General features: G+C 72.9%; 20 protein-coding genes and 1 pseudogene. 11 read left to right on the forward strand and 10 right to left on the reverse strand.

The window, feature by feature from the left end:
- Window positions 1–292 precede the first annotated feature (292 nt).
- Window positions 293–1,306: a LacI family DNA-binding transcriptional regulator gene (locus ACFYO5_RS09600; RefSeq protein ID WP_388706199.1), complete on the reverse strand. Its 1,014-nt coding sequence runs from the start codon at window positions 1,304–1,306 to the stop codon at window positions 293–295.
- Window positions 1,307–1,636: 330 nt separating this feature from the next.
- On the opposite strand from ACFYO5_RS09600, the gene ACFYO5_RS09605 reads away from it, so the two are divergent.
- The 3 genes and pseudogenes from ACFYO5_RS09605 to ACFYO5_RS09615 all read left to right on the forward strand — a co-directional run bounded on the left by ACFYO5_RS09605 (window position 1,637) and on the right by ACFYO5_RS09615 (window position 3,570).
- Entirely contained in the window at window positions 1,637–1,810 is a 174-nt protein-coding gene (locus ACFYO5_RS09605) for a hypothetical protein (RefSeq protein ID WP_388706202.1), read from the forward strand.
- A pseudogene (locus ACFYO5_RS09610) lies at window positions 1,792–1,910 on the forward strand (carbohydrate ABC transporter permease); the annotation flags it as partial. The gene ACFYO5_RS09605 and the pseudogene ACFYO5_RS09610, both read left to right, overlap by 19 nt.
- Before the next feature lie 220 nt (window positions 1,911–2,130).
- Window positions 2,131–3,570 (forward strand): GH1 family beta-glucosidase, encoded by a 1,440-nt coding sequence (locus ACFYO5_RS09615; protein ID WP_388706205.1) that lies wholly within the window; start codon window positions 2,131–2,133, stop codon window positions 3,568–3,570.
- Between the two features lie 107 nt (window positions 3,571–3,677).
- Here ACFYO5_RS09615 and ACFYO5_RS09620 read toward each other — a convergent pair whose 3' ends face one another.
- Window positions 3,678–4,667, reverse strand: coding sequence for a Gfo/Idh/MocA family protein (locus ACFYO5_RS09620; protein WP_388706207.1), 990 nt, complete (start codon window positions 4,665–4,667; stop codon window positions 3,678–3,680).
- Between the two features lie 360 nt (window positions 4,668–5,027).
- Here ACFYO5_RS09620 and ACFYO5_RS09625 point away from each other — a divergent pair, with 360 nt between their 5' ends.
- Both ACFYO5_RS09625 and ACFYO5_RS09630 read left to right on the forward strand, forming a co-directional pair.
- The gene (locus ACFYO5_RS09625) at window positions 5,028–6,662 is read left to right on the forward strand and encodes an alpha/beta hydrolase (protein WP_388706210.1); all 1,635 of its coding nucleotides are present in this window, start codon (window positions 5,028–5,030) and stop codon (window positions 6,660–6,662) included.
- 206 nt (window positions 6,663–6,868) lie between these two features.
- Entirely contained in the window at window positions 6,869–7,705 is an 837-nt protein-coding gene (locus ACFYO5_RS09630; protein ID WP_388706212.1) for an endonuclease/exonuclease/phosphatase family protein, read from the forward strand.
- Between the two features lie 13 nt (window positions 7,706–7,718).
- Here the strand turns inward: ACFYO5_RS09630 and ACFYO5_RS09635 are convergent, their stop codons facing one another.
- The 3 genes from ACFYO5_RS09635 to ACFYO5_RS09645 form a co-directional block, all read right to left on the reverse strand.
- Window positions 7,719–8,366: a dihydrofolate reductase family protein gene (locus ACFYO5_RS09635; RefSeq protein WP_388706215.1), complete on the reverse strand. Its 648-nt coding sequence runs from the start codon at window positions 8,364–8,366 to the stop codon at window positions 7,719–7,721.
- Between the two features lie 20 nt (window positions 8,367–8,386).
- Window positions 8,387–9,499, reverse strand: coding sequence for a PP2C family protein-serine/threonine phosphatase (locus ACFYO5_RS09640; protein WP_388707177.1), 1,113 nt, complete (start codon window positions 9,497–9,499; stop codon window positions 8,387–8,389).
- 590 nt (window positions 9,500–10,089) lie between these two features.
- Complete coding sequence (locus ACFYO5_RS09645; RefSeq protein WP_356568314.1) at window positions 10,090–10,293, reverse strand: cold-shock protein; 204 nt, start codon at window positions 10,291–10,293, stop codon at window positions 10,090–10,092.
- A 399-nt stretch (window positions 10,294–10,692) separates the two neighbouring features.
- Here ACFYO5_RS09645 and ACFYO5_RS09650 point away from each other — a divergent pair, with 399 nt between their 5' ends.
- Window positions 10,693–10,932, forward strand: coding sequence for a hypothetical protein (locus ACFYO5_RS09650; RefSeq protein ID WP_388706219.1), 240 nt, complete (start codon window positions 10,693–10,695; stop codon window positions 10,930–10,932).
- A complete protein-coding gene (locus ACFYO5_RS09655) occupies window positions 10,932–11,309 on the forward strand; it encodes a fic family toxin-antitoxin system, toxin component (RefSeq protein ID WP_356568318.1) in 378 nt (125 codons plus the stop codon). Before ACFYO5_RS09650 ends, ACFYO5_RS09655 begins: the two co-directional genes overlap by 1 nt.
- Window positions 11,310–11,463: 154 nt before the next feature.
- On the opposite strand, the gene ACFYO5_RS09660 is transcribed toward ACFYO5_RS09655, so the two are convergent.
- Entirely contained in the window at window positions 11,464–12,318 is an 855-nt protein-coding gene (locus ACFYO5_RS09660) for a family 16 glycosylhydrolase (protein ID WP_388706221.1), read from the reverse strand.
- 338 nt (window positions 12,319–12,656) lie between these two features.
- Between ACFYO5_RS09660 and ACFYO5_RS09665 the strand changes: the two genes are divergently transcribed.
- From ACFYO5_RS09665 to ACFYO5_RS09680, 4 genes are all read left to right on the forward strand, one after another.
- Window positions 12,657–13,154, forward strand: coding sequence for a hypothetical protein (locus ACFYO5_RS09665; protein ID WP_388706223.1), 498 nt, complete (start codon window positions 12,657–12,659; stop codon window positions 13,152–13,154).
- 77 nt (window positions 13,155–13,231) lie between these two features.
- Window positions 13,232–13,741 carry a hypothetical protein gene (locus ACFYO5_RS09670; protein WP_388706225.1) on the forward strand — a complete coding sequence of 170 codons (510 nt, stop codon included), beginning with the start codon at window positions 13,232–13,234 and terminating at the stop codon, window positions 13,739–13,741.
- 182 nt (window positions 13,742–13,923) lie between these two features.
- Window positions 13,924–15,441 carry an NlpC/P60 family protein gene (locus ACFYO5_RS09675; protein ID WP_388706228.1) on the forward strand — a complete coding sequence of 506 codons (1,518 nt, stop codon included), beginning with the start codon at window positions 13,924–13,926 and terminating at the stop codon, window positions 15,439–15,441.
- A 265-nt stretch (window positions 15,442–15,706) separates the two neighbouring features.
- The gene (locus tag ACFYO5_RS09680) at window positions 15,707–19,678 is read left to right on the forward strand and encodes a helix-turn-helix domain-containing protein (RefSeq protein ID WP_388706231.1); all 3,972 of its coding nucleotides are present in this window, start codon (window positions 15,707–15,709) and stop codon (window positions 19,676–19,678) included.
- Between the two features lie 108 nt (window positions 19,679–19,786).
- On the opposite strand, the gene ACFYO5_RS09685 is transcribed toward ACFYO5_RS09680, so the two are convergent.
- The 4 genes from ACFYO5_RS09685 to ACFYO5_RS09700 all read right to left on the reverse strand — a co-directional run bounded on the left by ACFYO5_RS09685 (window position 19,787) and on the right by ACFYO5_RS09700 (window position 24,397).
- Entirely contained in the window at window positions 19,787–20,401 is a 615-nt protein-coding gene (locus ACFYO5_RS09685) for a dihydrofolate reductase family protein (RefSeq protein ID WP_388706233.1), read from the reverse strand.
- Between the two features lie 256 nt (window positions 20,402–20,657).
- Complete coding sequence (locus ACFYO5_RS09690; protein WP_388706236.1) at window positions 20,658–21,443, reverse strand: sulfite exporter TauE/SafE family protein; 786 nt, start codon at window positions 21,441–21,443, stop codon at window positions 20,658–20,660.
- 411 nt (window positions 21,444–21,854) lie between these two features.
- On the reverse strand, window positions 21,855–23,843 hold the full coding sequence (locus ACFYO5_RS09695) for a DUF2264 domain-containing protein (protein WP_388706238.1): 1,989 nt from the start codon (window positions 23,841–23,843) through the stop codon (window positions 21,855–21,857).
- Window positions 23,840–24,397 (reverse strand): NAD(P)-dependent oxidoreductase, encoded by a 558-nt coding sequence (locus ACFYO5_RS09700; RefSeq protein WP_388706241.1) that lies wholly within the window; start codon window positions 24,395–24,397, stop codon window positions 23,840–23,842. The genes ACFYO5_RS09695 and ACFYO5_RS09700 overlap by 4 nt, the downstream gene beginning before the upstream one ends.
- Between the last annotated feature and the right edge of the window lie 121 nt (window positions 24,398–24,518).

Below are 24,518 nucleotides of genomic sequence, written 5' to 3' on the forward strand. Positions count from 1 at the left end.
CGTCCGGAGGGACCACCGAGTCCTCCGGCCCGGCCCCGCACCTGGTCGGCCTGTCATCGGAGCGCCATGGAAGGACGCCAGCCCGGTCCAACCGAAGGACGCCAGCCTGAGTCCAACGCAAGGACACCAGCCCGAGGAGCGCGTCGCGCAGCCGCCGCCCCTCCGTGAGCCGCCCGCGACCGGACATTCCCGTCCGTGGAGGGCCCGCCTGCCGCGGAGGAGGGCGTGTGGCTCCGTTGTCCTGGAAGAGGGGTGCCGACCAAGACGTCCTTGGGTCGCGGTACGACGGACGTCACGACGACTCGCGGACCACCAGTTCGGTCGGCAGCGTCAACTGCTGACGGCCCGCACCGCGTCGCGTGATGTCGGTCAGGATCCGGACCATCGTCCGGCCCAGTTCCTCGACGGGTTGACGCACCGTGGTCAGCGGGGGGTCGGTGTGGCGGGCGAGGACGGAGTCCTCGAACCCGACGACGGCGACATCGCCCGGTACCTGCCGCTGGTGGCGGCGCAGTTCTGCGAGGGCGCCGACGGCCATGAGGTCCGAGGCGGCGAACACGGCGTCCAGATCCGGCACTCGTTCAAGTAGCGAACGCATGGCTCGACGGCCGCCCTCCTCGGTGAAGTCCCCTCCCTCGACCAGGCGTTCGTCGGCCCGCACCCCCGCCTCGTGGTGGGCGTCGCGCCAGCCGGCGAGCCGGCTGCGGCCGACGTCCATGTCGAGCGCCCCGGTGATGGTGGCGACGCGACGGCGCCCTCTGTCCAGCAGATGCCCGACGGCCGCGGCGGCGCCCCCGGCGTTGTCGGAGTCGACGTAGCTGAGTCGCTCCCGTTCTTCCCGACGGCCGGCCAGCACGGTGGGCAGCCCCATCTCCTCCAGGATGTCGGGCAACCGGTCGTTCGCGTGGACCGAGACCAGCAGCACCCCGTCGACCCGCCGGGTCGCCACCGAGGCGGTCAGCTGGTCCCGTTCGAGCTGGTCGCGGACGAGTGTCAACTGCAACTGGGTGCCGGTTTCGGCGAGCGCCGCGCTCACCCCGCGGATCAGGGCGGCGAAGAACGGCTCCGAGCCGAGTCGGCTCTCGGACTCCGGGATGACCAGGGCCACCGAGTCGGTACGGCTGGTCACCAGGCCTCGGGCCACCGAGTTGGGGATGTAGTTCAGCTCCTTGATCGCCGCCAGCACCCGCTCGCGGGCCTCCGCGCTGACGAGGTCGGAGCCGTTGATGACGCGGGACACCGTGGTCCGCCCTACCCCGGCGCGGGCGGCGACCGTTTTGATCGTGGGCTGGCGGTTCCCTGGCATGTGCTCCTCCGAGCGGCTCCCGCGGCGCCGGCGCCGCGGACGTGACCAGCGGCAATTGTGGCAGACGCCGCCTCGGCGGCAGCACCCTCGAGAGGTCACGAAGCGAAGGACAGGCGCCCGGTTCGGCAACGAATCGTTTCGAGGTCATTGACATGAGCGTTCGCTGCTACGAGTCTTCCATCCGTCGGGTGGGCACGTTCCCATTCGCGAGTGGGCACGTTCCCACTCTCTGATGGGAACGTGCCCACCCATGGTCCCGCCGCACCCCGCGCCCCTCACCGCATCGCCACTCCGGTGTGTGTGTCAGCGCCGTCGCTTGAAGGAGGAAACATGAACACGGTCCCCAGGTCCGCGCGCACCAGAGCGGACGCGGTCGTCGCGGCCGCCGGTGCCCTCGCGCCCGTCGTAACCTGCGGAGGCAGCGACGACTCGGCGCCGGGCGGCGGGAAGACCGGGCGGCGGGAAGACGGACTGGACTGCAAGGCGTCCGGGACCAGTCCTTGATCATGGCGGGCGTCTCCTCGGTACGCTGCCGCCGCCGGCCAGGTTCGTCGCGTTCGGCCGCCAGACCGTCAGCGACATCACGGCGGATGCCGTCAGAGGCCGACCCGCCGCACCGGCCCGCGGGCTGACCCGCGACTCCGGCCCCGGGACGACCGCTGACCCGCGACTCCGGCCCCGAGACGACCGCTGACCCGCGACTCCCGCCCCCCGGACGACCACCGGCCTTTGTCCGCGACCGACCGCCGTCCTTCGGCTGCCGCACCCCGCCGCCGCACCCCGCCGCCGTCCACCCCCGAACACCCCACCTCGAAAGGACTCCCGTGGTCACCGCAGCACAGCAGACCGCCTCCGCCCCGGATGCCCCCCGCACCTTTCCGGAGGGCTTCCTCTGGGGCTCCGCGACCGCCTCCTACCAGATCGAGGGGGCCGCCGCGGAAGACGGTCGTGCGCCGTCCATCTGGGACACCTATGCCCGCACCCCCGGCCGGGTCCGCAACGGCGACACCGGTGACATCGCCACCGACCACTACCACCGCTGGCGCGAGGACGTCGCCCTCATGGCCGACCTCGGCATCGGCGCCTACCGCTTCTCCCTCGCCTGGCCGCGGATCCAGCCCACCGGCCGCGGCCCCGCGGTGCGGAAGGGGCTCGACTTCTACCGGCGTCTCGTGGACGAACTGCTGGAGAAGGGCATCCAGCCCGTCGCCACCCTCTACCACTGGGACCTCCCGCAGGAACTGGAGGACGCCGGCGGCTGGCCCGAGCGCGCCACCGCCGAACGGTTCGCCGAGTACACCGCCCTGGCCGCCGACGCCCTGGGCGACCGGGTCAAGACCTGGACCACGCTCAACGAGCCCTGGTGCAGCGCCTTCCTCGGCTACGGCTCCGGCGTGCACGCCCCCGGCCGCACCGACCCCGTCGCGGCCCTGCGCGCCGCCCACCACCTCAACCTCGCGCACGGCCTGGCCGTCCAGGTACTGCGCGACCGCGTCCCCGCGCTCACCCAGTGCTCGGTCACGCTCAACATCCACCATGTCCGACCGCTCACCGGCGCCGACGCCGACGCCGACGCGGTCCGCCGCATCGACGCGCTGGCCAACCGGGTCTTCACCGGACCGATGCTGCGGGGCGCGTATCCGGAGGACCTGTTGAAGGACACCGCGGCGCTGACCGACTGGTCCTTCGTCCGCGACGGCGACCTCCGCCAGATCCGTCAGCCGCTGGACTTCCTCGGCGTCAACTACTACACGCCCACCGTCGTCTCCCGTGCCGACGGCAGCGGCACCCACACCTCGGACGGGCACGGCGGGAGCGTCCACAGCCCGTGGCCGGCCGCCGACGAGGTCGCCTTCCACCAGCCCCCCGGCTCCACCACGGCGATGGGCTGGGCCGTGGACCCCAGCGGCCTGTACGACCTCCTGCGCCGCCTGGCGTCCGACTTCCCCGAACTGCCCCTGGTCATCACCGAGAACGGTGCCGCCTTCGACGACTACGCCGACCCCGCCGGCAACGTCAACGACCCCGCCCGCATCGCCTACCTGCGCGGCCACCTGGCCGCCGTCCACCAGGCCATCGCCGACGGCACGGACGTGCGCGGCTACTTCCTGTGGTCGCTGCTGGACAACTTCGAGTGGGCGCACGGCTACAGCAAGCGCTTCGGCGCCGTGTACGTCGACTATCCGACCGGAACCCGCATCCCCAAGGCCAGCGCCCGCTGGTACTCGGAGGTCGCCCGCACCGGCACCCTGCCCGGCGCCTGACCGAGACCCGGTACGGCACCTCATCGCCGCCCCGCACGGTGCCGTACCACCGGCCCGCCTCCGTCCCGGTCAGCCGGGCGCGGAGGCGGGCTCGTCGGTGTCGCGGCTCACTCGCCGGGGTAGCGCACGCCGATCCGCGCGCGGACCGCGTCCAGGGTGTCCATGATCGCCAGGGTGCCGGCCAGCGGCACCAGCGGCGACTCGGTCAGCCCCGAGCGCAGGCACCGCATCACCTCCCGGGCCTGGTGGCCGTAGCCGTTGCCCCGCTGCGGGGGCGCGGCGAACGTCTGCGGCTCGTGGCCGTCGCGGTGCAGCACGAAGGCGGACGGGTTGTAGAAGTCGGCCGGTATCTCGACGCGTCCCGCCGTGCCGTACACCGCCGCCCGCCGCTCGTCGCCGGCGAGCAGGGAGCACGACAGTACGGCCATCGCCCCGCCGGCGTGTCCGAGCACGATGCCGGTCTGCTCGTCGACGCCCTGCGGCGACAGCCGTGCGTGCGCCGTCACGGTCTCCGGGGCGCCGAGGAGCAGGTGCGCGAAGGAGACCGGATACGTGCCGAGATCCAGCAGGGCGCCGCCGCCGGCGGCGGGGTCCCAGAGCCGGTGCTCCGGCGGGGCCGTCACCCGCCCCCCGAAGTGGGCGTGCAGCGCGCGGATCTCGCCGATGGCGCCGTCGGCCACCAGTTCCGCGACGCGGCGTATCAGGGGATTGACGTACGTCCACATCGCTTCCATGAGGAACAGGTCCCGCTCTGCGGCGAGTTCGGCCATGACGCGGGCCTGGCGGCCGCTCAGCGCGAACGGCTTCTCGCACAGCACCGGCTTGCCCGCCTCCAGACAGGCGGTCGTGGCCGTCACGTGGTGGGCGTGCGGCGTGGCGACGTAGACGACGTCGACCTCCGGGTCCTCCGCCAGGTCCTGCCAGCTGCCGTGCGCGCGGGGTATGCCGAACCGCTGCGCGAACCGCCTCGCGCCGGCCTCCGACCGCGACCCGACGGCGGTCACCCGGGCCCCCGGCTCACTCAGCAGGTCCTCGGTGAAGGCGGCGGCCATGCCGCCGGTGGCCAGGATTCCCCAGCGGATGGTCTGCTCGCTCACGTACGACTCCTGTTCGGCACGACGAAGGGCTGCCCCGCACTCTATGGGTACGTTCCCATGTGCGGGGGAGGAGTCCGCCCAGCGGTCGGCGGGTCGACCCGGCGCCGTCTCCGGCGGCGGAGACGGCGCGGGGGAGTGGGCCGGCGGACGACTCCGGCGGCGCGACGGCGCGGGGAGTGGCCCGGCGGACGCGGTACGCGGGCCCGTCCGACAGTCGGGCCCGCCCCGGATCGAGATTCGGTCGATGGAAAGTCGGCGGCGGTGGCACCGCTCGCGCTCTTTTTCCCTCTGTTGGGTTAACCGAACTCACTTCGCACAGTGGGCGATCGGCCGAACATCGACCCAGGGGGAAGAGGGAGCATGACCACTCCACATCGCATACCGAGACGCTTCGGACGGTTCACGGCCGCCGGAGCCGCGCTGACGGCGCTTCTGGCCGGCGTGACGGGGACGGCGAGCCAGGCGGCGGCCTCGCCGAAGCCGTCCGGGAAGCCGCCCGTGCCGTCGCTCGCCTGGACCGACTGCCAGGGCGGCTTCGAGTGCGCGAACGCGGACGTCCCGCTCGACTACCGCAAGCCGCAGGGGAAGACCATCACTCTCGCCGTGGTCCGCAAGAAGGCCGCGGACCAGACGAAGCGCAAGGGCACGCTCTTCATGCAGCCGGGCGGGCCCGGCAACTCCGGTGTGGACTTCGTGCGGAACAACTACGCGGACCTGCCGGCCGCACTGCGCGACTCGTTCGACGTCTTCGGCTACGACGTCCGCGGCGTGGGCCGTAGTTCGCCGCTGACCTGCTTCGACGACGCCCGGTACACCCGGGCCGTCACGGAGGCGAAGGGCGTGCCCGGCCCGGACGCCTTCGAACCGGCGCTGCGGGAGGCCGCCGAGTTCGACCAGGCCTGCGTCGACAACGCGGGGGACCTGCTGCCCTACATCGGCACCGAATACGTCGCCCGGGACATCGACCTGCTGCGGGAGGCGCTCGGGGAAAGCCAACTCACGTACTACGGGCGGTCGTTCGGGTCGTACATCGGCACCGTGTACGCCGCCATGTTCCCCAAGCGGGTGCGGGCCCTGACCCTCGACGGCGCGTACGACCCGGTGCACTACGCCAACCGCCCCTACGCCTACGACCGGCCGCAGTACCTGGCGCTGGACGGCGCCATGAGCCGCTTCCTGGACTGGTGCGCCGCCGATCAGGCCACCTGCGGGTTCGGCGACGGCGACCCCCGCGCGGCGTTCGAGAAGCTGAAGGCCGACCTGGACGCCAACCCCGTCACGACGGCGAACGGCGGCCAGGCCAACGGCTACACGCTGGTCTACCGGCTGATGTTCAACATCAACGAGGGCAAGGTCATCTGGCCCTCCTTCGGTGCGGCGCTGCGCAAGGCCCAGCTGCGGGACAACACGTCCTTCCTGCTGCGGCCGCCGTCCCCGGCCAGCTTCGACTTCCTGGGGCCGAACGTGGCTGTCGAGTGCGTCGACCGGGACTACCCGCGCGACCTGCGCCTGCTGAAGCGGAACGTCACGGCCAACGCGCAGGCGGCGCCGCTGCTCGGTCCCGCGATGGCGTACGGCCCTCCGACGTACGACCACCAGCACGCCACCGCCTGCGTCCAGTGGCCCGGCGAGCGCGTCAGCCGCTACGACGGTTCCTACCGGGCGAAGGGCTCGGCCCCGATCCTCGTCCTCGGCACCACCGGCGACCCGGACACCCCGTACCAGGACGCCGTGGCGCTGTCCCGACGGCTGGACAACGCCTCGCTCCTCACCTTCCAGGCCGAGGGGCACACCGCGTTCGGCCGCAGCGCCTGCGCGACGGACGCGGTCATCGGCTACCTGGTGGACCTCGAGGTCCCGGCCTCGGGTACCACCTGCGCGGACGAGACGCAGCCGCCTTCCTCCACACCGAAGACGGCCCCGCCCGGCACGACGCTCAGCGAACTGCGTAACGGCGTCGACGAGCGCGTCGAGCGCGTGGGTGCCGTGAGCTGACGCTCCCGTACCCCTCGGGGCGTCGGCCTTCCACGGTCGGCGCCCCGGGTTTCGCGGAGGGCGCGGGCGGGGTTGGACCGGAGCCTCTCGGCCTCAGGGCGACGGACTCCCGTCGTCACGGACCTCCGCCCTCTCCCTGACGACCCGGTCACGTAACCTCGTGCGTGGAGACGTCGGTTGTCAGATGTCCGAGTGAGGAGGCGGCGGTGTTCGCAAGAGGCACGCCGTTGCTCGTGGGCGCCGTGGCCGTGGCCTGCGTGGTGCTCCTCGGCCCCAGCGTGCCGGGGGACGGCCCCTCGAGCAGGCCGCAGCCGGGCGAATCCGTCGGGCATGTCGTCCCGAACCGGGTCATGACGTGGAACATCTGCAACCCCTGCGAGCAGAGCGACGTCGACCGGGCGGCCGCGATCGCCGAGTACGCGCCCCAGGTCATCGGCCTGCAGGAAGCGTGCGTGCGTGACGTCGAGAGGATCCGGGATCGTCTGGAGAGCCGCTACGGGCTGGTGTACCACGTCGAGTACGGGACGGTTCTGCGGAACTGGGGCCGTTGCGGGGGAGCGCCGTGGAGTCCGGGGGCCTACGGCCAGGCACTGCTCTCGGCGGCACCGATGACCGACCGCGTCAGCGTGGAATATCCCGACGGCGGATCCGAGGACCGCGGCTACCTTGCGGTCACCACCATGGTGGGTGGCCGGTCCGTCCGGGTCTTCAACACCCATCTCGCCGAACGACGTCAGGAAGCGGTCCGAGCGGAGCAGACCCGGGTGCTCGCGGCCGAGGTGGCCCGGCACGACCGTGCGATCGTTCTCGGCGACTTCAACGCGGTGCCGGACGCTCCCGAACTGACCCGTATGTGGGCACTGGCCGCGGACGCGGACCCGCGGTGTCGGCCCGCGCCCGCACCGACCTGCGAGCCGACCACCGATTGGCACAGCAAGTTCGACTACGTGTTCTTGCGGGGCGTCACCGCGCGCGAGCACCACGTGCGGCCCACCCCGTACTCGGACCACCATCTGGTGCACACCGACCTGGACCCGGCGTGACGCGCGGGACGGCTCACCGTGCCGTACGGCTGAACGTCACATGGGTGACACCGCTGGGTGAGGATGCGGCTTCGATCTCGTAGTCCTTCTCCAGGTTCTCCAGCCCGTCCCAGAGGCGTACGCCTCGGCCGAGGAGGACGGGGACCACCACGACGTGCATGTGGTCGATGAGTCCGGCGGCCAGGAAGTCGCGGACAGTACTGGGTCCCCCGCCGATGCGCACGTCCAGGCCGCCGGCGGCCTCGCGGGCTGTCTCGAGCGCCTGCGCGGGTGAGGCGTCGAGGAAGTGGAACGTCGTGCCTCCCTCCATCCCGATCGAGGGACGCGGGTGATGGGTGAGCACGAACGCCGGTGTGTGGAAGGGCGGGTTGGGTCCCCACCATCCCTTCCACTCCGGGTCCTCGTGCCATCCGGGGTATCCGAACTTGCCTGCGCCCATGATCTCGGCGCCGATTCCGGGCGTGAACCGCCGTACGAGGGCGTCGTCGAGGCCGCTGGTCCCACCGGGCCGGGCGGAGGTCTCGTGCCACCACCGGGTGGCGAACATCCACTCGTGCAGCCGCTCCCCGGCGTGGCCGAACGGCGCGTCACGGCTCAGACCCTCACCGGTGGCGAAACCGTCGAGTGAGACGGAGAAGTTGTGCACGCGGGCGAGTGACATGGCGGGCGGTTCCCTTCCTTCTAGTGCTCCTGGACCGAGTCGTCCAGGCAGCGTACGGCGAGCGCCGCGACGTCGTCGTCCAGCCTTCCGCCGCTGTAGCGGAGCAGGTCCGTGTGGAGCTGGTCCAGCAGCTCACGGGGTGGGGCCGTGTCGTGACGACGGGTCCAGTCCGGCAGGGGGAAGAACGCGCCGGTACGGTCGCGGGTCTCCGAGACGCCGTCGGTGTAGAGCAGCATGCGGTCGCCGGGGGAGAAGTGGACGGTGTCGACGTGATAGTGGTCCCCGAGGAGTGCCGCGAGGTTGAGGGGGGTGGAGGCGTGGCTCGGTTCGAGCACGTCGATCCGCCCGCCCCGCACCAACACCGGTGGCGGATGGCCGCAGTTGAGGATCCTGACGAGTCCGCTGCCGCGCGGGATCTCGGCGATCAGCGCGGTGGCGAAGTGCTCCGGTTGATCGTCGGCGGGGATCGCGCCGCTGTAGCGGGTCATGGTGGTCTGCAGACGGCGGACCAGTCCCTTCAGGTCCGGCTGGTCGTATGCGTTCTCCCGGAAGCAGTTGGTCACCGCCGCGGCGGCCCCCACCGCCGACAGCCCCTTGCCGCGTACGTCGCCGATGAGGAGGCGGACTCCGTACGGCGTGTCGGCCGCCTCGTAGAAGTCGCCTCCGATGCGGGCCTGTTCCTGGGCCGCACGATAGAGCGACGCGACCTCGACGTCCTGGATACGGCGCGGCAGCGGGCGCAGCAGCACCTTCTGGGCCGCGTCGGCGACGAGCCGGACCTGGAAGAGGGTCTCCTCTCGCTGGAGCCGGAGATGGCTCGCATACGCGGCGGCGAGGGTGACCGCGGCGATCGCGGCAGCCGTGTACGGCGTGCCCAGGTCCGTGTGGACGAGGCTGATGCCGAGCATGACCAGAAGGCAGGTCACCCCCAGGAGGACCGTCGGAATGACGGGCCACATCGCTGCCGCGAGGGCCGGCGCCGCGGGGAGGAGACGGCTGAAGGCGATCTCCCTCGGAGTGGCGATCGCCAGACCGGCGACGAGGACGGTCACGAGCACCGGTGACAGCAGCATGGCCTGCCGCCGGCCGCCGCGGCGCCGGTGGTGGCGGCTCCGGTGCCCTCCTGACCTCATCACAAAAGGGATCTTATCGGGATGAAGTGTCTGACGAAGGGGTGCGCCACTCCCCGGCCGCGGTCGTCGGTGCCGGCGGGCATGGTCGCTGCGCGTCACCAGCGAGCCCGCCCGGCAGGGGCGCCCGGGGCGAAGGCGGCCGCCGATCGCGATCGGCGGCCCGGACGGGACGGTGGCGTCCCGGCGGGCGTCGCGGGCGTCACGACCAGGGCTGCGGCGGCTTCGCGGGACGCCAGGTCCTCGTCGCACGACGGTGCATGACCACACATCGGTGATCACAGGCCGCCGTGCACCGGTCCACCAGCACCGGGTGCTCGCGGGGACGGGTTCGGGCGTCTCGGGCGATGCGACCTCGTGCCGACCGCCGACCGCCGACCGCCGACCACCGGCCGCCGACCACCGACCACCGGCCGCCGACCACCGGCCGTCGACCGCCGACCACCGGCCGTCGACCGCCGACCACCGGCCGTCGACCGCTGACCACCGGCCGTCGACCGCGCGGTTCTGCCGCGGGAGTTGGTCGACCCGCACGCCGAATGCCCGTCTCCCCGCGCCGTAGCGGGGGAGACGGGCATTCGGTGTTTCGAGCGTCAGGCCGGGGTGATGTTCTCGGCCTGGGGGCCCTTCTGGCCCTGGGTGACGTTGAACGTCACCTTCTGGCCCTCCTGAAGCTCACGGAATCCGTGGCCCTCGATGTTGGAGTAGTGGGCGAAGACGTCCGGGCCTCCACCGTCCTGCTCGATGAAGCCGAAGCCCTTTTCGGCGTTGAACCACTTCACGGTTCCACTGGCCATGTTGTCCTCCACGGGGACTCGAAGGGGGCTCCCGCGCGACGCGGGAGCCGGAGGTGATCGACGGGTCCTCAGCGGCGCTACACAGCAAAACCCGCCCGTGCGATCGCTCACGAGCGGAAGGTACTTCGGAACCACGACAGCTGACGCCGACGCTACACGCCCGGCGCGCCAACCACCAGGAGAACTACTCCGTGCGGCCGATCCGAAGGCCGCTCGGTCTCCGGCAAGCCCCGCGGGCAGCCCGGGTCTTGCGGCTCCGGCGCCCGTCGGCCCCCACCGGGACCGGGTCGTCCTGCCGGCCGTCGAGCCGTGCTCGCCGAGTTCCGCACCGAGGCCGGAGCCCGCCACTCCTGCCGCTGCCGCCTCCCCCTGCCTGGTAACGGGTGTTACCATCCTGGTATGCCGAAGACACAGCTGGGCGCGCGGGTGGACGAGGACGTCGCGGAACTCGCGAAGAAGCGCGCCGCCGACCTGGGGCTGAGCGTCGGGGACTACCTCGCCAGGCTCGTGCAGGAGGACGCCAGCGGCCTGCGGGCCCGCGCGGTGGACGCGGCCGCCCGCTTCCTGGCCGAACACCAGACGGTCTTCGACGAGGCCGAGGACGGTCGGCGGACATCTCGGGGAGCGCGCGCGGCCTGATGGAACCGCACATCGACGTCCCCTGGATCCTCCAGGTCGCCGAGGCCGCCGGGGCGAACGATCCGGCCCCCGACGACTACGGCGTTCCCGTCTCGGCGGTCGCCCGCCACCGCGCCGAACTGTTCGAGCGCCCCGTCTACGACGGCCCCCACGCCAAGGCCGCCGCCCTGGTGCACACGCTGGGCCGGTGCCGCTGGCTGGAGCGCTCCAACATGGCCGTCGCCGCCGCCACCGGCGTCATGTACCTGGAAGCCGCGGGGATTCCCGTGAAGCCCGCCCGCGAGGACGCCGTCGCCCTCAGGGACCTGCTCCTCGACCCCGCCTGCACGGTCGCGGAGATCGCCGCTCTCCTGCGTACCTGGCCCACCGCGACCTGACGCGGCAGGGAGCCGTCGCAGGCGGTCCGCCCACGTCGGACTCGGGGACGCGAGCTGCCCGCGGGCCGCCACGACGGCGACGGTCCTCGTGGCACAGCCCGCCCGTACGCCCGGAGCGGCGCGCTCGTCGCCCCCTACTCGGACGGGAACGGGTTCACCGCCGGCCCTCGCCGTAGAACCGCACGTAGTCGACGGTCATCGTCGCGGGGGACGGCGTCGAGGCGTCCGGAGGACCGGGCCAGTCGCCTCCGACGGCGACGTTGAGCAGCAGGTGCATGTCCTGTTCGAAGACCCAGTCGCGTGCGGCGGGCAGTTTCGACGGGGTCAGGGTGAAGTACGGCTCTCCGTCGACGGACCAAGTGATGCGTCGCGGCTGCTTGTCGACGGCGTACGTGTGGAACGCCCGCGAGGCGTCGGCCCCGAGGGTGGTGGAGCCGCCGAGCCCCTTCTCGTTGAAGTAGGTCGGCCCGTGCGCGGTGCCGTACACCGTTCGCGGTTCGCCGCCGACCACCTCGCAGATGTCGATCTCCCCCTGTCCGGGCCACTCGACGCCGTTGTCGCCCAGCATCCAGATCGCCGGCAGCAGTCCCGTGCCGGTGGGGAGCTTCGCGCGGATCTCCGCGCGCCCGTAGGTGAGCGCGACCTTGCCCTCGGTGGTCAGACGGGCCGAGGTCCAGGGGCAGAACTCCTGTGTGTGGCACGGCAACGCGGAGCCGGCGGGAGCCGGTCGCGCGGAGATCAGGAGGTGACCCGCGCCGTCGAGGCGGGAGTTGGCCGCGTCGTCCGTGTAGTACTGCAACTCGTTGTTGCCCCACCCCTCGGCGTCCCGGTTCCCGGTCTCGGTGTTCCAGGACCTCTCGGACGGTCGGGACGACGCGACCCCCTCGAACTCCGCCTGCCAGAAAGGTTCCTCCCGGGGCGGCGAGGAGCGGGTGTCCGGAGCGGAGCCGCATCCGCACAGCAGCCCGCTCAACGCCAGCACGAGGGTCAAGCGGGTACGTCGGTTCATCACGCTGCTCCTGGAAGGCCCTGCGGTCACGGTGAGCGCGGGTCGTCCCCCCCGTGCGCCCGCGTGCAGTGAACCAAGCCCGGAGTGCCGACCGCGAACCGGTCCGGCCGGTGCGGCGGCGGAGGACGGGGTCGCCCGACCGTGCGGCCCAGGGACGGCGGTCGGCCGACGGCGGAGTCGCCACCGCTGTTTCCCACCTGTGCGGGCAACGGGAAAACCCAGGGAAACGCCTGGTCGTCCCAGGCCGCCGACGACAACGTGGGGACCGTCGATCCCGATGGATCGCCGTCGCACCGTGCGTCGGTCCCCGGGCAGAACTCACGTGAGGATCTGAGCCAGTGATCAGTTGGAAACGTGCCTCGTCCGTCGCCCGGCGCTCCGTCCGGGGCAGGACCGCGTCCGCGGTGACGGCCGCGGTGCTGCTCGCCGGCGGCATGACGCTCCTCGGCCCCACCGGCACCGCGCAGGCCGCCGCATCGGACTGCGAGGGCGGCCGCAACGGGTTCATCGACATCTCCGACGACGCCTACGACACCGCGGCCCGCCAGGTGACGCTGTGGAGCGAGGGCATCAACATCAGCGTCCAGTACGGCAACATCCGCGGTGTACAGCGCGGCTGGGCCCTCATCGCCGGTGACGTGCAGCCGGGCAACCAGGTGTGGCTGGACTGGACCCGGGACGGGGGCCGGACCTGGATCCAGTGCGGGCCGTTCACCTCCCAGGGCGGCGAGAACAAGACGAGCGCGGCCCAGCGCACCAGTTCGGACGCCAACTGGAAGTTCCGCGCCTGCGGTTCGACCCGGTCCGGCATCCACTGCACGGACCCCTGGTGGTAGGCCGAGCACGGACCCGCCCGCCGTCCGGCTCCGCGCCACTCCCGACCGACATCCGTGACACACCCTTGGAGATCCGAGTGAACACACCGCGCACCGCCCTCGCGCTCGCCTCGGCCGCCTGCCTGCTGGCCGTGGGCAGTCCCGCGCTCGCCGCGTCGGGCACCGCCGGCGGCACGTCCGCCGAGCCCACCCACTGCGTCCTCGTCCTCGACGAGGTGAAGGCCGGCGAAACCGCCTCCGACGTCGACGCGTACACCTGCTTCAGCGGTCCCGACGCCTCCACCCGGGCCGCGGCGGCCGTACCGGCGGCGGCGCAGACGGAGCTGATGACCTGGGCCGAGCACGCGAGCTACGGCGGCACGTACACCAAGGTCTACGGCAGCGCCGGGCCGTGCGACGCGGCGGGCTACAGCTTCAGCCCGAACAACTACTGGTCCGCGAACCTGTCGTCGTTCCTCATCGACGGCGGATGCAACAAGTCCTTCCTCCGCGGCCCGCGGGGCAACGCCTCCTTCACCGGTGACGTGCCCTACGTCGGCGACACGCTCAACGACGCGGTGACGTACGTCAAGATCTGGCGCGGCTGAACCACTCCTGGCAGGGGTTTCCCGCCCCTCGTGCCAAGAGGCAACGGGAAACCCCTGGTTCTCGCCGTCCGCTGCGGCCACGGTGAGGCCTGTTCCGCCACTGAGCCACACGGGGGCGTTGTCGAACGCGGTCGGACTGTCGGCGCCACGCACACGTGGCACGGCCGCGAGAGGAGAACCGGATGAGAATACTGCGCCGAGGAGCCGGGCTGGTCGCCATGATGGTGACGGCCCTCCTCCTGGCCCTGCTCCCGACGACGACCGCCCAGGCGGCCGGCACGGGCGAGCAGAACTGGTGCGGCGTGCAGGGCATCGCCTCGCCCGAGGCGCGCCGTGCCGTGGACGCGGCCTGCGCGGAATGGCGTGCGCGCACGGTGTACACGTGGGGCGGCGGTCACGGACCGGCTCCGGGCCAGAGCTACGGCTCCGTGGACTGGTCGAGCCTGGAAGGCATCAGGGAGACCCGGCTCGACCCCCAGACCCGTGGGTTCGACTGCTCGGGCTTCGCGCGGTGGGCCTGGTACAAGGCGGTCGGGTACGACATCCTCGGCGGCAGCACGGCCGAGGACATGTACCGTGCCGCGGGACGAACGTACAAGCAGGTCAACGGAGTCGGCGGCGGCAAGCCGGCCGTGTCCGACATGGAGCCCGGCGACCTGGTGTTCACCGGCGTCGGCGGCACGGTGGACAGCATCACCCATGTGATGCTCTACCTGGGGGACGGCTATGTCGTCGAGGCCCACCAGTCGCAGTTGCCGATCCGCGTGATCGACATCGCCCAGCGCATCAGCAACAACCGTCTCGTCGGGGTGACACGGATGCCGCAGGGCAGCCCGTTCACGGAACCCACGGGCTACGACGGCACGCTCCAGGTGACCTGGGGCACGGACGTCGCCGTACGCCAGCACCCCAACCGTTCGGCCGCCCTGGTGACCCGGCTGTCCGGACCGGACATCGTGTACGCCAAGTGCCAGCAGCGCGGGGAGCGCATCAGCGCGGAGGGCTACACCAACGACGCCTGGACGTACCTGTCCAACCGTGGCGGCTGGATCAGCAACATCTTCCTGAGGGGCCCGGCCTGGCTGCCGGAGGTGCCGACCTGCTCCGGCGCCGACTACGACGCGCAGATCGGTTCCGGCGGCGGCGGCAACGCCACCCAGGGCGGCGCCTACAGCACCTGGGGCACGGACGTGGCGATCCGCTCCCAGCCCTCCACCACCAGCGGGACCACGGTCGCGCGGCTGGCCGGTGCGACCTCGGTCGCGGTGAGCTGCCAGATGCACGCCCAGACGGTGACGTCCGAGGGATACACCAACGACGCCTGGTCCTACCTCCCGCAGTACGGCGGCTGGATCACCAACATCTACCTCCAGGGCGACGCCTGGCTCGCCGGTGTCCCCGCCTGCGACGGCAGGGGCACCGCCACCCCGGTCGGCGCGCACGCCCACAGCACCTGGGGCACCGGCGTGACGATCCGGAGTTCCCCCTCCACCGGCTCGGGCGTCGTGACCCGGCTGTCCGGCCCGACCGGTGTGGCGGTCTCCTGCCAGAAGCACGCGGAGACGGTCACGGCCGAGGGATACACCAACGACGCCTGGTCGTACCTGCCCGAGTACCAGGGCTGGGTCAGCAACATCTACATGCAGGGGGACGCCTGGCTGATCGGCGTCCCGAACTGCGTGAACCCGCGCGTGGTCTGACCGGTTCCGCCGGTCGACCCCTCGCGTCCACCGCTCCGGCACCGCGGGCTCAAGAGCCCGCGGTGCCGGAGCGGCGTCACGAACGGCTCTCGCGCCTCGCGCACCGGATGTTCGACCGGCCATGTGACCCTCGTCACTTCCCGCTCTCCCGGCATGCCCCGTTCCGGCCCCGTGCTTACCATCCCTCAGACGCACGGTCGCCGATCTGACCCATCGGCGTCAGAAGACGGCGCTTCGCGCGCCGTGCCTCGGGGGCACACCACTCATGGACCAGAGGGACGACGGGTCGGCGCGCCCGCCGGGCGACGCCCGACGACGGCCGCAGCACCCGTCCTTCGGCCCGGCGCTGCGCGAACTCCGCCTGGCGCGGGGGCTGTCGCTGGCCGACATGGCACGGATCACCCATTACAGCAAAGGCTATCTGAGCAAGATCGAGACGGGTAGGAAGCCGGTCAACGGTGATGTCGCGCGTCTGTGCGACGACGCTCTGGAGGCCGACGGAGCCCTGCTCGCCCTGCTCCCGCCGACCGCGGGGGAGGGGCCGTCGGCGCGGGGCGACGACGCGGACTGCCCCTATCCCGGTCTGTCCGCTTTCGGTCCTCATGACGCCGGGCGGTTCTTCGGCCGGGAGCGGGCGGTCGTCACACTCGTCAAGCGGCTCGCCCAGCGGACGGGCAAGGGGCCGGTGGCCGTCGTAGCCCTCTCCGGGGCGGGTAAGTCCTCGCTGCTGGGCGCAGGCCTCGTGCCCGCTCTGTCCGACGGCGTCCTCGCCGCCGACGCGGACGGCACGCACCCCGCCCGCCCCGACAGCGCGCTCACCGCCGGCCCCGCCGTCACCATCGCCACGTGCACCCCCACGGCCAGGCCGCTGTCCGCCCTGCGGCAGGCGCTGCGCACCGCACTGCCCGCAGGCCTGCTGGACCACCTGCACGACGACGGCCCGCCGGACGAACGCGCGCGACAACTGGTGGCGGTCCTGCGCTCCTGGGCCGCCACCGGCGATGCCGCGCTCCGCGGCGCCGCCGTCCCCACGGATCCCTCCGCGCCGCCGAGCCCCGGCCGCGTCCTCATCGTCGACCAGTTCGAGGAGGTCTTCACCCTCTGCGACGACGAGGCGGAACGCCGGTCCTACATCGAGGCGCTCACCACCCTGGCCGGCGGCGACGGCGGCGACGGCGGTGGCGGCGACGACGGACCGGAGCCGGCGCGGCAAGCCTTCGCCGTGGTGCTGGGAGTGCGCGCCGACGTCACAGGACGCTGCCTGGAGTACCCGCCCCTGGTGCCGGTCGTCAGCGACGGGCTGTTCGCCCTGGGCGCGATGACCACGGACGAGCTGCGGGAGTGCATAGTCCGTCCGGCCATGGAGACGGGGACCGCCCTGGAGCCGGGGCTGGTCGAGTTGCTGCTGCGCGACCTGGGAGCGGCCGACACCCCCGCCTCCGCCGGGAGCGGCCCCGACACAGCCGTCCCGGGCGGCCGGCCCGGGGTGCTTCCGCTCCTCGGACACGCCCTGCGGGAGACCTGGCAGCGGCGCGCCGACTCCACCATGACCGTGGCGGGTTACCTGGCGACGGGCGGGATCCACGGCTCCGTCGCCACCGCGGCCGAGAACCTGTTCGCCGTGCTGTCGCCCACCCGGCAGGACACCGCCCGCAGACTGCTGCTGCGACTGGTGCGCGTCGGCGAGGACAACGAGGCCTCCCGGCGTCCGCGCACCACCTCCGAACTGCTCGACGGACTGCCGGATCAGGCGGCCGCCCGCGCCACCCTCGACGCACTGGTGACCGCCCGTCTGCTGACGGTGGATTCCGACCGCGTCGAGATCGTCCACGAGGCGCTGCTGCGGGCATGGCCCCGACTGCGCACCTGGATCCGGACGACCCGCGCCGATCTGCTCCTGCACCAGCAACTGGGCGCCGCCGCCCGGGAGTGGGACCGCGAGAACCGCGACCCGAGCCTGCTCTACCGAGGGGCCAGGCTGACGGCGGTCCGGGAATGGGTGGCCGGTCCCAGCGGCCGGGACAGCGCGCCCGCGCCCGTGGAGGCCGACTTCCTGCGCGCCTCCGAGCGCGAGGAGGACCTGCGCCGGCGCCTCGCCCGACGTCGGGTGCGCCAGCAGCGGACGGGAGTCGTGGTCCTCACCGTGCTGCTCGCCCTGGCGCTCCTCGCCGGCGGGACCATCCTCCACCAGCGCAACTCCGCCGACGAACAGCGCAGGACGGCGCTGTCACAGGCCATGGCGGCCCGCTCCGCCCACCTCGCGTTCGGCCGACCGGAGGCCTCGATGCTGCTGGCGGAGTCCGCCTACCGCACCGCGCCCACCATCGAGGCGCGCGGCGCGTTGCTCAGCACGCAGGCCAACGCCTTCGCCGGCCGGCTCACCGGCCACCGCGGACCGGTGAACGGCGTGGTCCTCGGCCCCGGCCGGCGGCTGCTGGCCTCGGCGAGTTCCGACGGCACCGTCCGGCTGTGGGACCTCACCACCCGCCGTGGCGCCGGTGAACTCGCCGGTCACCGAGGGCCGGTGCGGTCCGTGGCCTTCTCACCGGACGGGCGCACCCTCGCCTCGGCCAGCACGGACGCCACGATCCGGCTGTGGTCGGTGTCGGAACGACGTCAGACCGCCGTTCTGGCGGGCCATCAGGGACCGGTCCGCGCGGTGGCCTTCTCGCCCGACGGACGGACCCTGGCCTCCGCCGGCCGGGACGGAACCGTACGCCTGTGGGACACCCGGACCCGGCGTCAGACAGCACAGCTGAAGGGCCACTCCGGCGACGTCCTCGCGCTGGCGTACGCGCCCGACGGCTCCCGGCTGGCCAGCGCGGGCGTCGACCGCACCGTACGGCTGTGGAATCCGCGGACCCACCGGACCACCGCCGTCCTGGACGGCCACAGCGGCGATGTCCTCGCCGTGGCGTACAGCCCCGACGGCCGAGTGCTCGCCACCGGCGGCGCGGACCGCACCGTACGGCTGTGGGACCCTGCGGCCCGCCGCCAGACCGCCGTTCTCGCGGGCCACGACGACGACGTGAACGGGCTCGCCTTCGGACCCGGCGGCCACACGGTGGTCTCGGCGGGCGGCGACGGCACGATCGTGCGCTGGGACGTCCGCACCCGCCGCGCGGTGGACTCCCTCTCCGGTCACACCGACTACGTGATGGCCGTCGCCGTCGCGGCCGACGGCGACCTGCTCGCCACCGCGGGCTTCGACGGGACCGTGGCCCTGTGGGACCTCACCGGCCACACGCTCAGCGCCTACCCGGTCAGCGAACTGTGGAAGGCCGCCTTCAGCCCGGACGGGCGGTTGCTCGCCTCCGCGGCGACGGACGGCGCCGTCCAGCTCTGGAACGTGGCGCGCCGCACCCGAGTCCGCTCCCTGACGGGTCACAGCGGTGCCGCCTACGCCGTGGCGTTCAGTCCGGACGGCCGGTGGCTCGCCTCGGCCGGCGCCGACCGCACGGTACGGCTGTGGCCCGTCGCGGCAGGGGAGGGCGCACCCGTCGTGCTCACCGGTCACACCGGTGCCGTCTTCGCCGTGGCGTTCAGTCCGGACGGCCGGTGGCTCGCCTCGGCCGGCGCCGACAGCACCGTACGACTGTGGAGGGTGTCGTCCACCGGCCGTCCGGCACCGACGCCCGCCAAGGTGCTCACCGGCCACACCGACTTCGTGAACTGCCTGGCCTTCAGCGCCGACAGCACCACCGTCGTCAGCGGCAGCGACGACCTCACCCTCCGGCTGTGGAACGTCCCGCCCGGCCGCCCCGCCGCCGTCCTCACCGCGAGAGGCGGCTCGGTACGCGCGGTGGCCTTCGCCCCCGACGGCCACACCCTCGCCAGTTCCGGCAACGACGGCGTCATCCGGATGTGGGACGTGGCCCGGGCCCGGATGACGGGATCGCTCGGCCAGCACGCCGGGTCGGTGCGCGGTCTCGCCTTCAGCCCCGACGGCCGCTCCCTCGCGAGCAGCGGCAACGACCGCACCGTACGGCTGTGGGATCCCCTGCGGCGACGGCTCGTCGCCACCCTGACCGGGCACACCCGTGCGGTGTGGAGTGTCACCTACGCCCCGGACGGCGGGACGATCGCCAGCGCCGGCAACGACGGCACCGTCCGACTGTGGGATCTCGCCATCCCCGACCGGGTCGCCGCACTGTGCCGCGTGGTGGGCCCCGTCGACCGCGAACGGTGGCAACGGCTGCTGCCCGGATACGACTACACGAGGACGTGCGCGGCCTGACCGAGGAAGCCCCGCCGGTCGCCGCCGGACCCACCCCCGGCGCCGCACGCCAGAAACGCCCATCGGGGCGCTGTGGACCGCTCGCCGCCAAGTCGCGCCACGCCGTCGTCAGAGGACGTCGTAGGTGAGGTGAGTGGCGGTCGATGTCGAGGTCACGCTCCGCTGGACGAGGGTACGGGGCGGTCCGCCGGTGAACAGGGGCGTCCCGGCGCCCAGCACGAGGGGGGCCAGGTGCAGCGTCAGCACCTCGACCAGCCCGGCGGCGAGCGCGGAGCCGACCGTGGCGCCGCCGCCCATGAGGATGACGTCGAGGTTCTCGCCGCGGCGCGACGACGCCGCCTCGGCGCGGTCACGCGCGGCGGCGACGGCGTCGGGCAGACCCGTGGTGACGAACGTCCAGTCGAGGTCGGTGAGCCGCACCGACCTCGGCGGCGCACTCGTCACGACGACGAAGGCGGGCTTACCGACCTCGCCGGCTCCGTAGCCGGTCCTGTCGTCCCAGCCGTTCGGCCCGTCGACCACGTCGAAGAGGTGGCGGCCGAGGACGACGGCACCCGAGCGGGCGGTCCCCTCGCGCAAGTACCGGCGGTCGCCCGCGTCGTCGGAGAACGCCCACGTGTGCAGGGCCTCGCCGCCGGTGCCCAGACCGTTGTCCGGGCCGGGATCGGGCCCGGTGACGAAGCCGTCGAGAGAGACCGAGATGTCCGCGACGATGCGAGTCATGCCAGGGCAGACCCGATCCACCGCCGGAACTCATCGCTCACCCCCGGAACGTGCGCATGCCGTTCGCCGAGTCGACCGCCGATACCCACGGAATGCCCGGCGGCGCGGGATCGAGAACGACACCGAGTCGGCGAACAGCGGCAACAAGCGTGGCACAGTCCGCGCCGGTGACTCTGCTGTCATGTGTGCCGACGTCACCGGCCCGGTTACGGGCTCACCGCCCGTTCCGGGCGTGGCCCCCGACGTGAGGCGGAGGTCAGCTGAGCGCGTCGACCGCGTACAGAGCGCCGAGCGTGGCGGCAAGGGTGCCCAGCAGGAGACGGAGGAGTGTCTCGGGCAGACGGGGCTGGAGACGGGCCCCGAGGTAGCTGCCGATGAGTCCGCCGAGACCGCAGGCCAGGCCCAGGGACCAGTCGGGGGAGATGCTGCCGCTTCGGACCAGGGACAGAATCGCGTAGGCGGAGGCCCCGACGACGGAGGTGGCGAAGGTGCAGGCGAGCGCGGCCGGGGCGACCCTGGCGACAGGGACGCCCCGGCCGGCGAGGACGGGGCCGAGGATGGAGCCGCCACCGATGCCGTAGATCCCGCCGATGACCCCGACGGCGAGCGCGAGACCGGTGACCGTCCGGGGCGCGGGCTCGGGACGCGGCCTCTCCACATGCGCCGGGCGCAGTGTCCGGGCGATCAGCCAGATGCCGAGCGGCAGCATCAGGGCGGCGATCAGCAGCCGGAAGACGTGCGGGCCCGGCAGGGCGAAGACCCGGATGACCGCGCCGAGGACGACGCCCGGGAGAGTGCCCATGACCAGTCGGCGGACCAGGGGTCCTCGCAGGCTGCCGTCGCGCCGGTGGCGCAGGAGCGCACCGGGGCCGGCGACGACGTTGTAGAGGAGGTTCGTGGGTGTGACGGCCGGGCTGGGAACGCCGAACACGCTCAGTTGCACCGGCAGGAGGAACACGGCTCCGGACACTCCGACCGGCGCGGTCACCACCGCGATCAGCAACCCGACCGCGACACCGGCCGCACCCAGTCCCCACTCCACCCGATTCCCCTTGCGCGCGTACCGGCCGATGGGACCTCGACGGGCGCCCCTCGCCGAGAGCCTAGACGCACCGTTCCGCACGTCGGTGACCCGCGGGCCGGGTGCTCGAACAGGCGAGCCCGGCCGGGACGAGTCGGCGGCGCGTGCCGGACAGGAGCCGGAACCTTCTCGGCGGACGCCGTCACCTCGGAGTGTGCGCACCGGCGACGCTCGGCCGTGTCAGCGCCGTCACCGTCCGGGTGGCTGATGCGCCGCGGAGGAACCCTCTTCCCCCTCCTCTCCTTCCGGTTCCGCCGTGCCTTCGCGGGTACGCCGAGGGCATCGGCGCGGCCGTCCCTCCGTCTGCCTCGTCGTGCCGGGCGGAACCTGTTCCCGTGACGGCCGGCAGGTGGTCCGGTAGGTGATCGCCCGTCACTCCGGCCCGGGGATCGACACGTTCGTCGTGGCGCCGTCGGCCCATCTGATCCGCGCCACGTGCCCGCCGTCGCCGTCAGGACCGACGGTCAGGGCGGGGGAGCCGGGCGGGGTGCTGTCCCGGCCGAGCGTCACGACGGCGCCCAGCACGGTGGGGACCGGGGGTGTGCGGGTGATGAGCCAGGGGATGGCGGTCCAGGAGCCCAGGGGACTCGTGTCCTGTTCCACGAGGACACCCGCGGACTCATAACCCGTCAGACCGCGCAGCCCGGAGGTCAGTTGGTCCGTCGCCGCGACCGCGTACGGCTCGCCCAGGGGCCGCCCCTCGCCGGACGTCTCACTGGCAGGCCTGGTCGCCGCCGCCAGCGGCCAGCCGCCGAGGCGGAGTCGGATCCCGGGCCCCGGTGGACCGTCCACCCGGACCAGTCGGACTTCGAGACCGTCACGCACCACCGACGCGACGGTCACCTCGGGGCCGGGCGTGACGGCGCCGGTACGGCCCGAGCCGTGGTCCGCCGCGGCGTCGCCGGAGGCGTCCACCCAGTGCACCCGGCCCGACGACACCGCGGCCAGGACGCCATGGGGCAGCTCCTCGGCGTAGCGGGTGCGGAACCCCGTGCGGTGGGACGCCCTGCCGTCCCGGTCCAGCAGGGCGACCGTGTTGTCCACCGGGTCGTGCACCGTCGGTCCGGTCAAGGGCGGCACGGTCGCCGTGGAGTAGCCGAGCCGTGCGTACAAGGGCGCGTCGGTGCGCGGCTCGCCGGGGCGCGCGTGGTCGGTGCCGTGGTTGAGGACGGTGACGATGCCGTCCCTGCGGCGCGCCGACACCAGCCAGCCCGGCGCCGTGACCACTCTCGCCTCGTCGTTCCGCTCGACGGGCAGTGGTTCCTCGGTCGCCGTCCACACCGGGTGGTCGGCGGGCAGCATCAGTCCCAGCATGCCTTTGGCCGCCCAGTAGGGGGAACCGGGGCCGGAGTACGCCTGGCGCATGCCGGGCCACGGATGGTGCCAGCCGAGCGTCAGCAGCCCCTCGGCGTCGGGCACGCCGTGCCGGGCGAAGTGGTCCACCATGCCGCTCGCGGCGCGTCGGGTGAGCCCCGGCGGCAGAGGCGAGTCACCGCTGATCGCCCCGGTCCACAAGGGTGCGGCGGACGCGAACCGGTAGATCAGACTGCGGCCCTGCATCAGGGGTGCCCCGTCCGCGCCCACGAGGTGCACGGCGTCGTCGAGGTATCGCGCCAGGTCGGCGCCCCAGGTGGAGCGCAGGGGTTCCGGGCAGAGCGAACCGGTGACGTCGAACAACTCGGTCCACAGCAGGGGGTACGTGTGCAGGGCCCATCCCGTGTAGTGGTCGTAGGCGCGTTCCTGCCCGTCGGAGAGCCACCCGTCGGCGCGCCGCAGCGAGGCGTGCACGGCGAGGTCCTGCTCGATGTCGGTGGCGGACCAGGGGCCGCCCGCCTCGCGCAGGAACGATTCCACGACGATGCGGAACCAGACCCAGTTGATGGGCGGATAGGACTGGCCGACGACCGAGGACAGCCATGCGACGGTGGTCTGCCTGACCCGGTCGTCGAGGCGGTCCCACAGCCACGGCTTGGTCAGTTGGAGGATCAGGGCGATCGACGCGGCCTCGACCTTGGCCTGGTCGAGGTGGTCGGGGCGGGGCCAGGCCTCGGGATGCCGCGGGTCGGTTCCGGCGGCGAGGCCCGCGGCGTAGCGCTCCAGGAGCCCGGTGGGATCGGCGCCGCGTTCACCGGCGATGCGGAAGCCGGCGAGCAGGAATGAGCGGGCGTAGCCCTCCAGACCGTCCGATTCGGGGCCGTAGGAGCTGTTCGGGCCGGGCAGCAGGATACGGGCGCCACCTGGCGACCGGTGGGCGTCGAGCGCACCGAGCAGACGGTCGGCGAGGGCCGTCCAGTGCCGGCGTTCCCATCCGGTGTACGGGGAGAGGCCGTCCGGGCGTCCGGGGCCGGGCGGAAAGCTCATGCCGGCACCGCCAGATGGCGCCGGGCGACCGGGGAGAGCGCGGGCAGGCCGGCCGCGTGGCGTTCCGGTTCGGGCAGCGCCATGGCGTTCGGCCGGCTGGCCTGGGAGCCGGGCGAACCCGCGACGTGCGGGGTGGGCGCAGCGTTCGGGAGCGTGCCCGAGGGTGAGTCGGCGGTGGTCATAGGTTCCGGTTCCGTGACGTCGGGGATGGCGCGTGGACCTGCGGCGCAGGCAGTCCCCAGCGCGACGGTGTCGACCGGGGTGCCCCGGGCCGTGTCGACGAGGACGGCTACTCGAGGCGGAACGGCGAGTTCCGCGGCGGGGACCATGCGCCCGCATGCGGGCGGCACGGGCGTGTGCTGGCTGAGCACGTCGGCCGTGGGCGGGGCGCCGGCCGCAGTGGCGGGGACGCGGCGCGGCGCGCGAGGTTCGTGCACCGGGACCGGGTCGCCGAGGGGCGCGGCCGTACGGGGCCGGCGGCCGATCTCCGCCGGGCCGAACCGCATGCCGAGCGCACGGTCGCGCAGGACCGGCAGGGGCTCCGGTGGCCTCACTCGGTGCTTCGGACGGTGGGTCCGGCGCGCCGCCACGGCAGGGCCAGGACGAAGGGGGCGACGGAGGGGATCACCGTCGGCGGGGGCCTGCGAGCGGAGCCCGCCTCCGCGTCGGCCTATT

This window comes from Streptomyces sp. NPDC006259 (assembly GCF_042870975.1).
Taxonomy (GTDB): Bacteria; Actinomycetota; Actinomycetes; order Streptomycetales; family Streptomycetaceae; genus Streptomyces.

Bases quoted from the DNA above. Each gene is read 5' to 3' on its own strand.
- ACFYO5_RS09600 (WP_388706199.1), bottom strand. From the start codon at position 1,306: ATGCCAGGGAACCGCCAGCCCACGATCAAAACGGTCGCCGCCCGCGCC.
- ACFYO5_RS09605 (WP_388706202.1), top strand. From the start codon at position 1,637: ATGAACACGGTCCCCAGGTCCGCGCGCACCAGAGCGGACGCGGTCGTC.
- ACFYO5_RS09625 (WP_388706210.1), top strand. From the start codon at position 5,028: ATGACCACTCCACATCGCATACCGAGACGCTTCGGACGGTTCACGGCC.
- ACFYO5_RS09635 (WP_388706215.1), bottom strand. From the start codon at position 8,366: ATGTCACTCGCCCGCGTGCACAACTTCTCCGTCTCACTCGACGGTTTC.
- ACFYO5_RS09640 (WP_388707177.1), bottom strand. From the start codon at position 9,499: ATGAGGTCAGGAGGGCACCGGAGCCGCCACCACCGGCGCCGCGGCGGC.
- ACFYO5_RS09645 (WP_356568314.1), bottom strand. From the start codon at position 10,293: ATGGCCAGTGGAACCGTGAAGTGGTTCAACGCCGAAAAGGGCTTCGGC.
- ACFYO5_RS09650 (WP_388706219.1), top strand. From the start codon at position 10,693: ATGCCGAAGACACAGCTGGGCGCGCGGGTGGACGAGGACGTCGCGGAA.
- ACFYO5_RS09655 (WP_356568318.1), top strand. From the start codon at position 10,932: ATGGAACCGCACATCGACGTCCCCTGGATCCTCCAGGTCGCCGAGGCC.
- ACFYO5_RS09660 (WP_388706221.1), bottom strand. From the start codon at position 12,318: ATGAACCGACGTACCCGCTTGACCCTCGTGCTGGCGTTGAGCGGGCTG.
- ACFYO5_RS09675 (WP_388706228.1), top strand. From the start codon at position 13,924: ATGAGAATACTGCGCCGAGGAGCCGGGCTGGTCGCCATGATGGTGACG.
- ACFYO5_RS09680 (WP_388706231.1), top strand. From the start codon at position 15,707: ATGGACCAGAGGGACGACGGGTCGGCGCGCCCGCCGGGCGACGCCCGA.
- ACFYO5_RS09685 (WP_388706233.1), bottom strand. From the start codon at position 20,401: ATGACTCGCATCGTCGCGGACATCTCGGTCTCTCTCGACGGCTTCGTC.
- ACFYO5_RS09695 (WP_388706238.1), bottom strand. From the start codon at position 23,843: ATGAGCTTTCCGCCCGGCCCCGGACGCCCGGACGGCCTCTCCCCGTAC.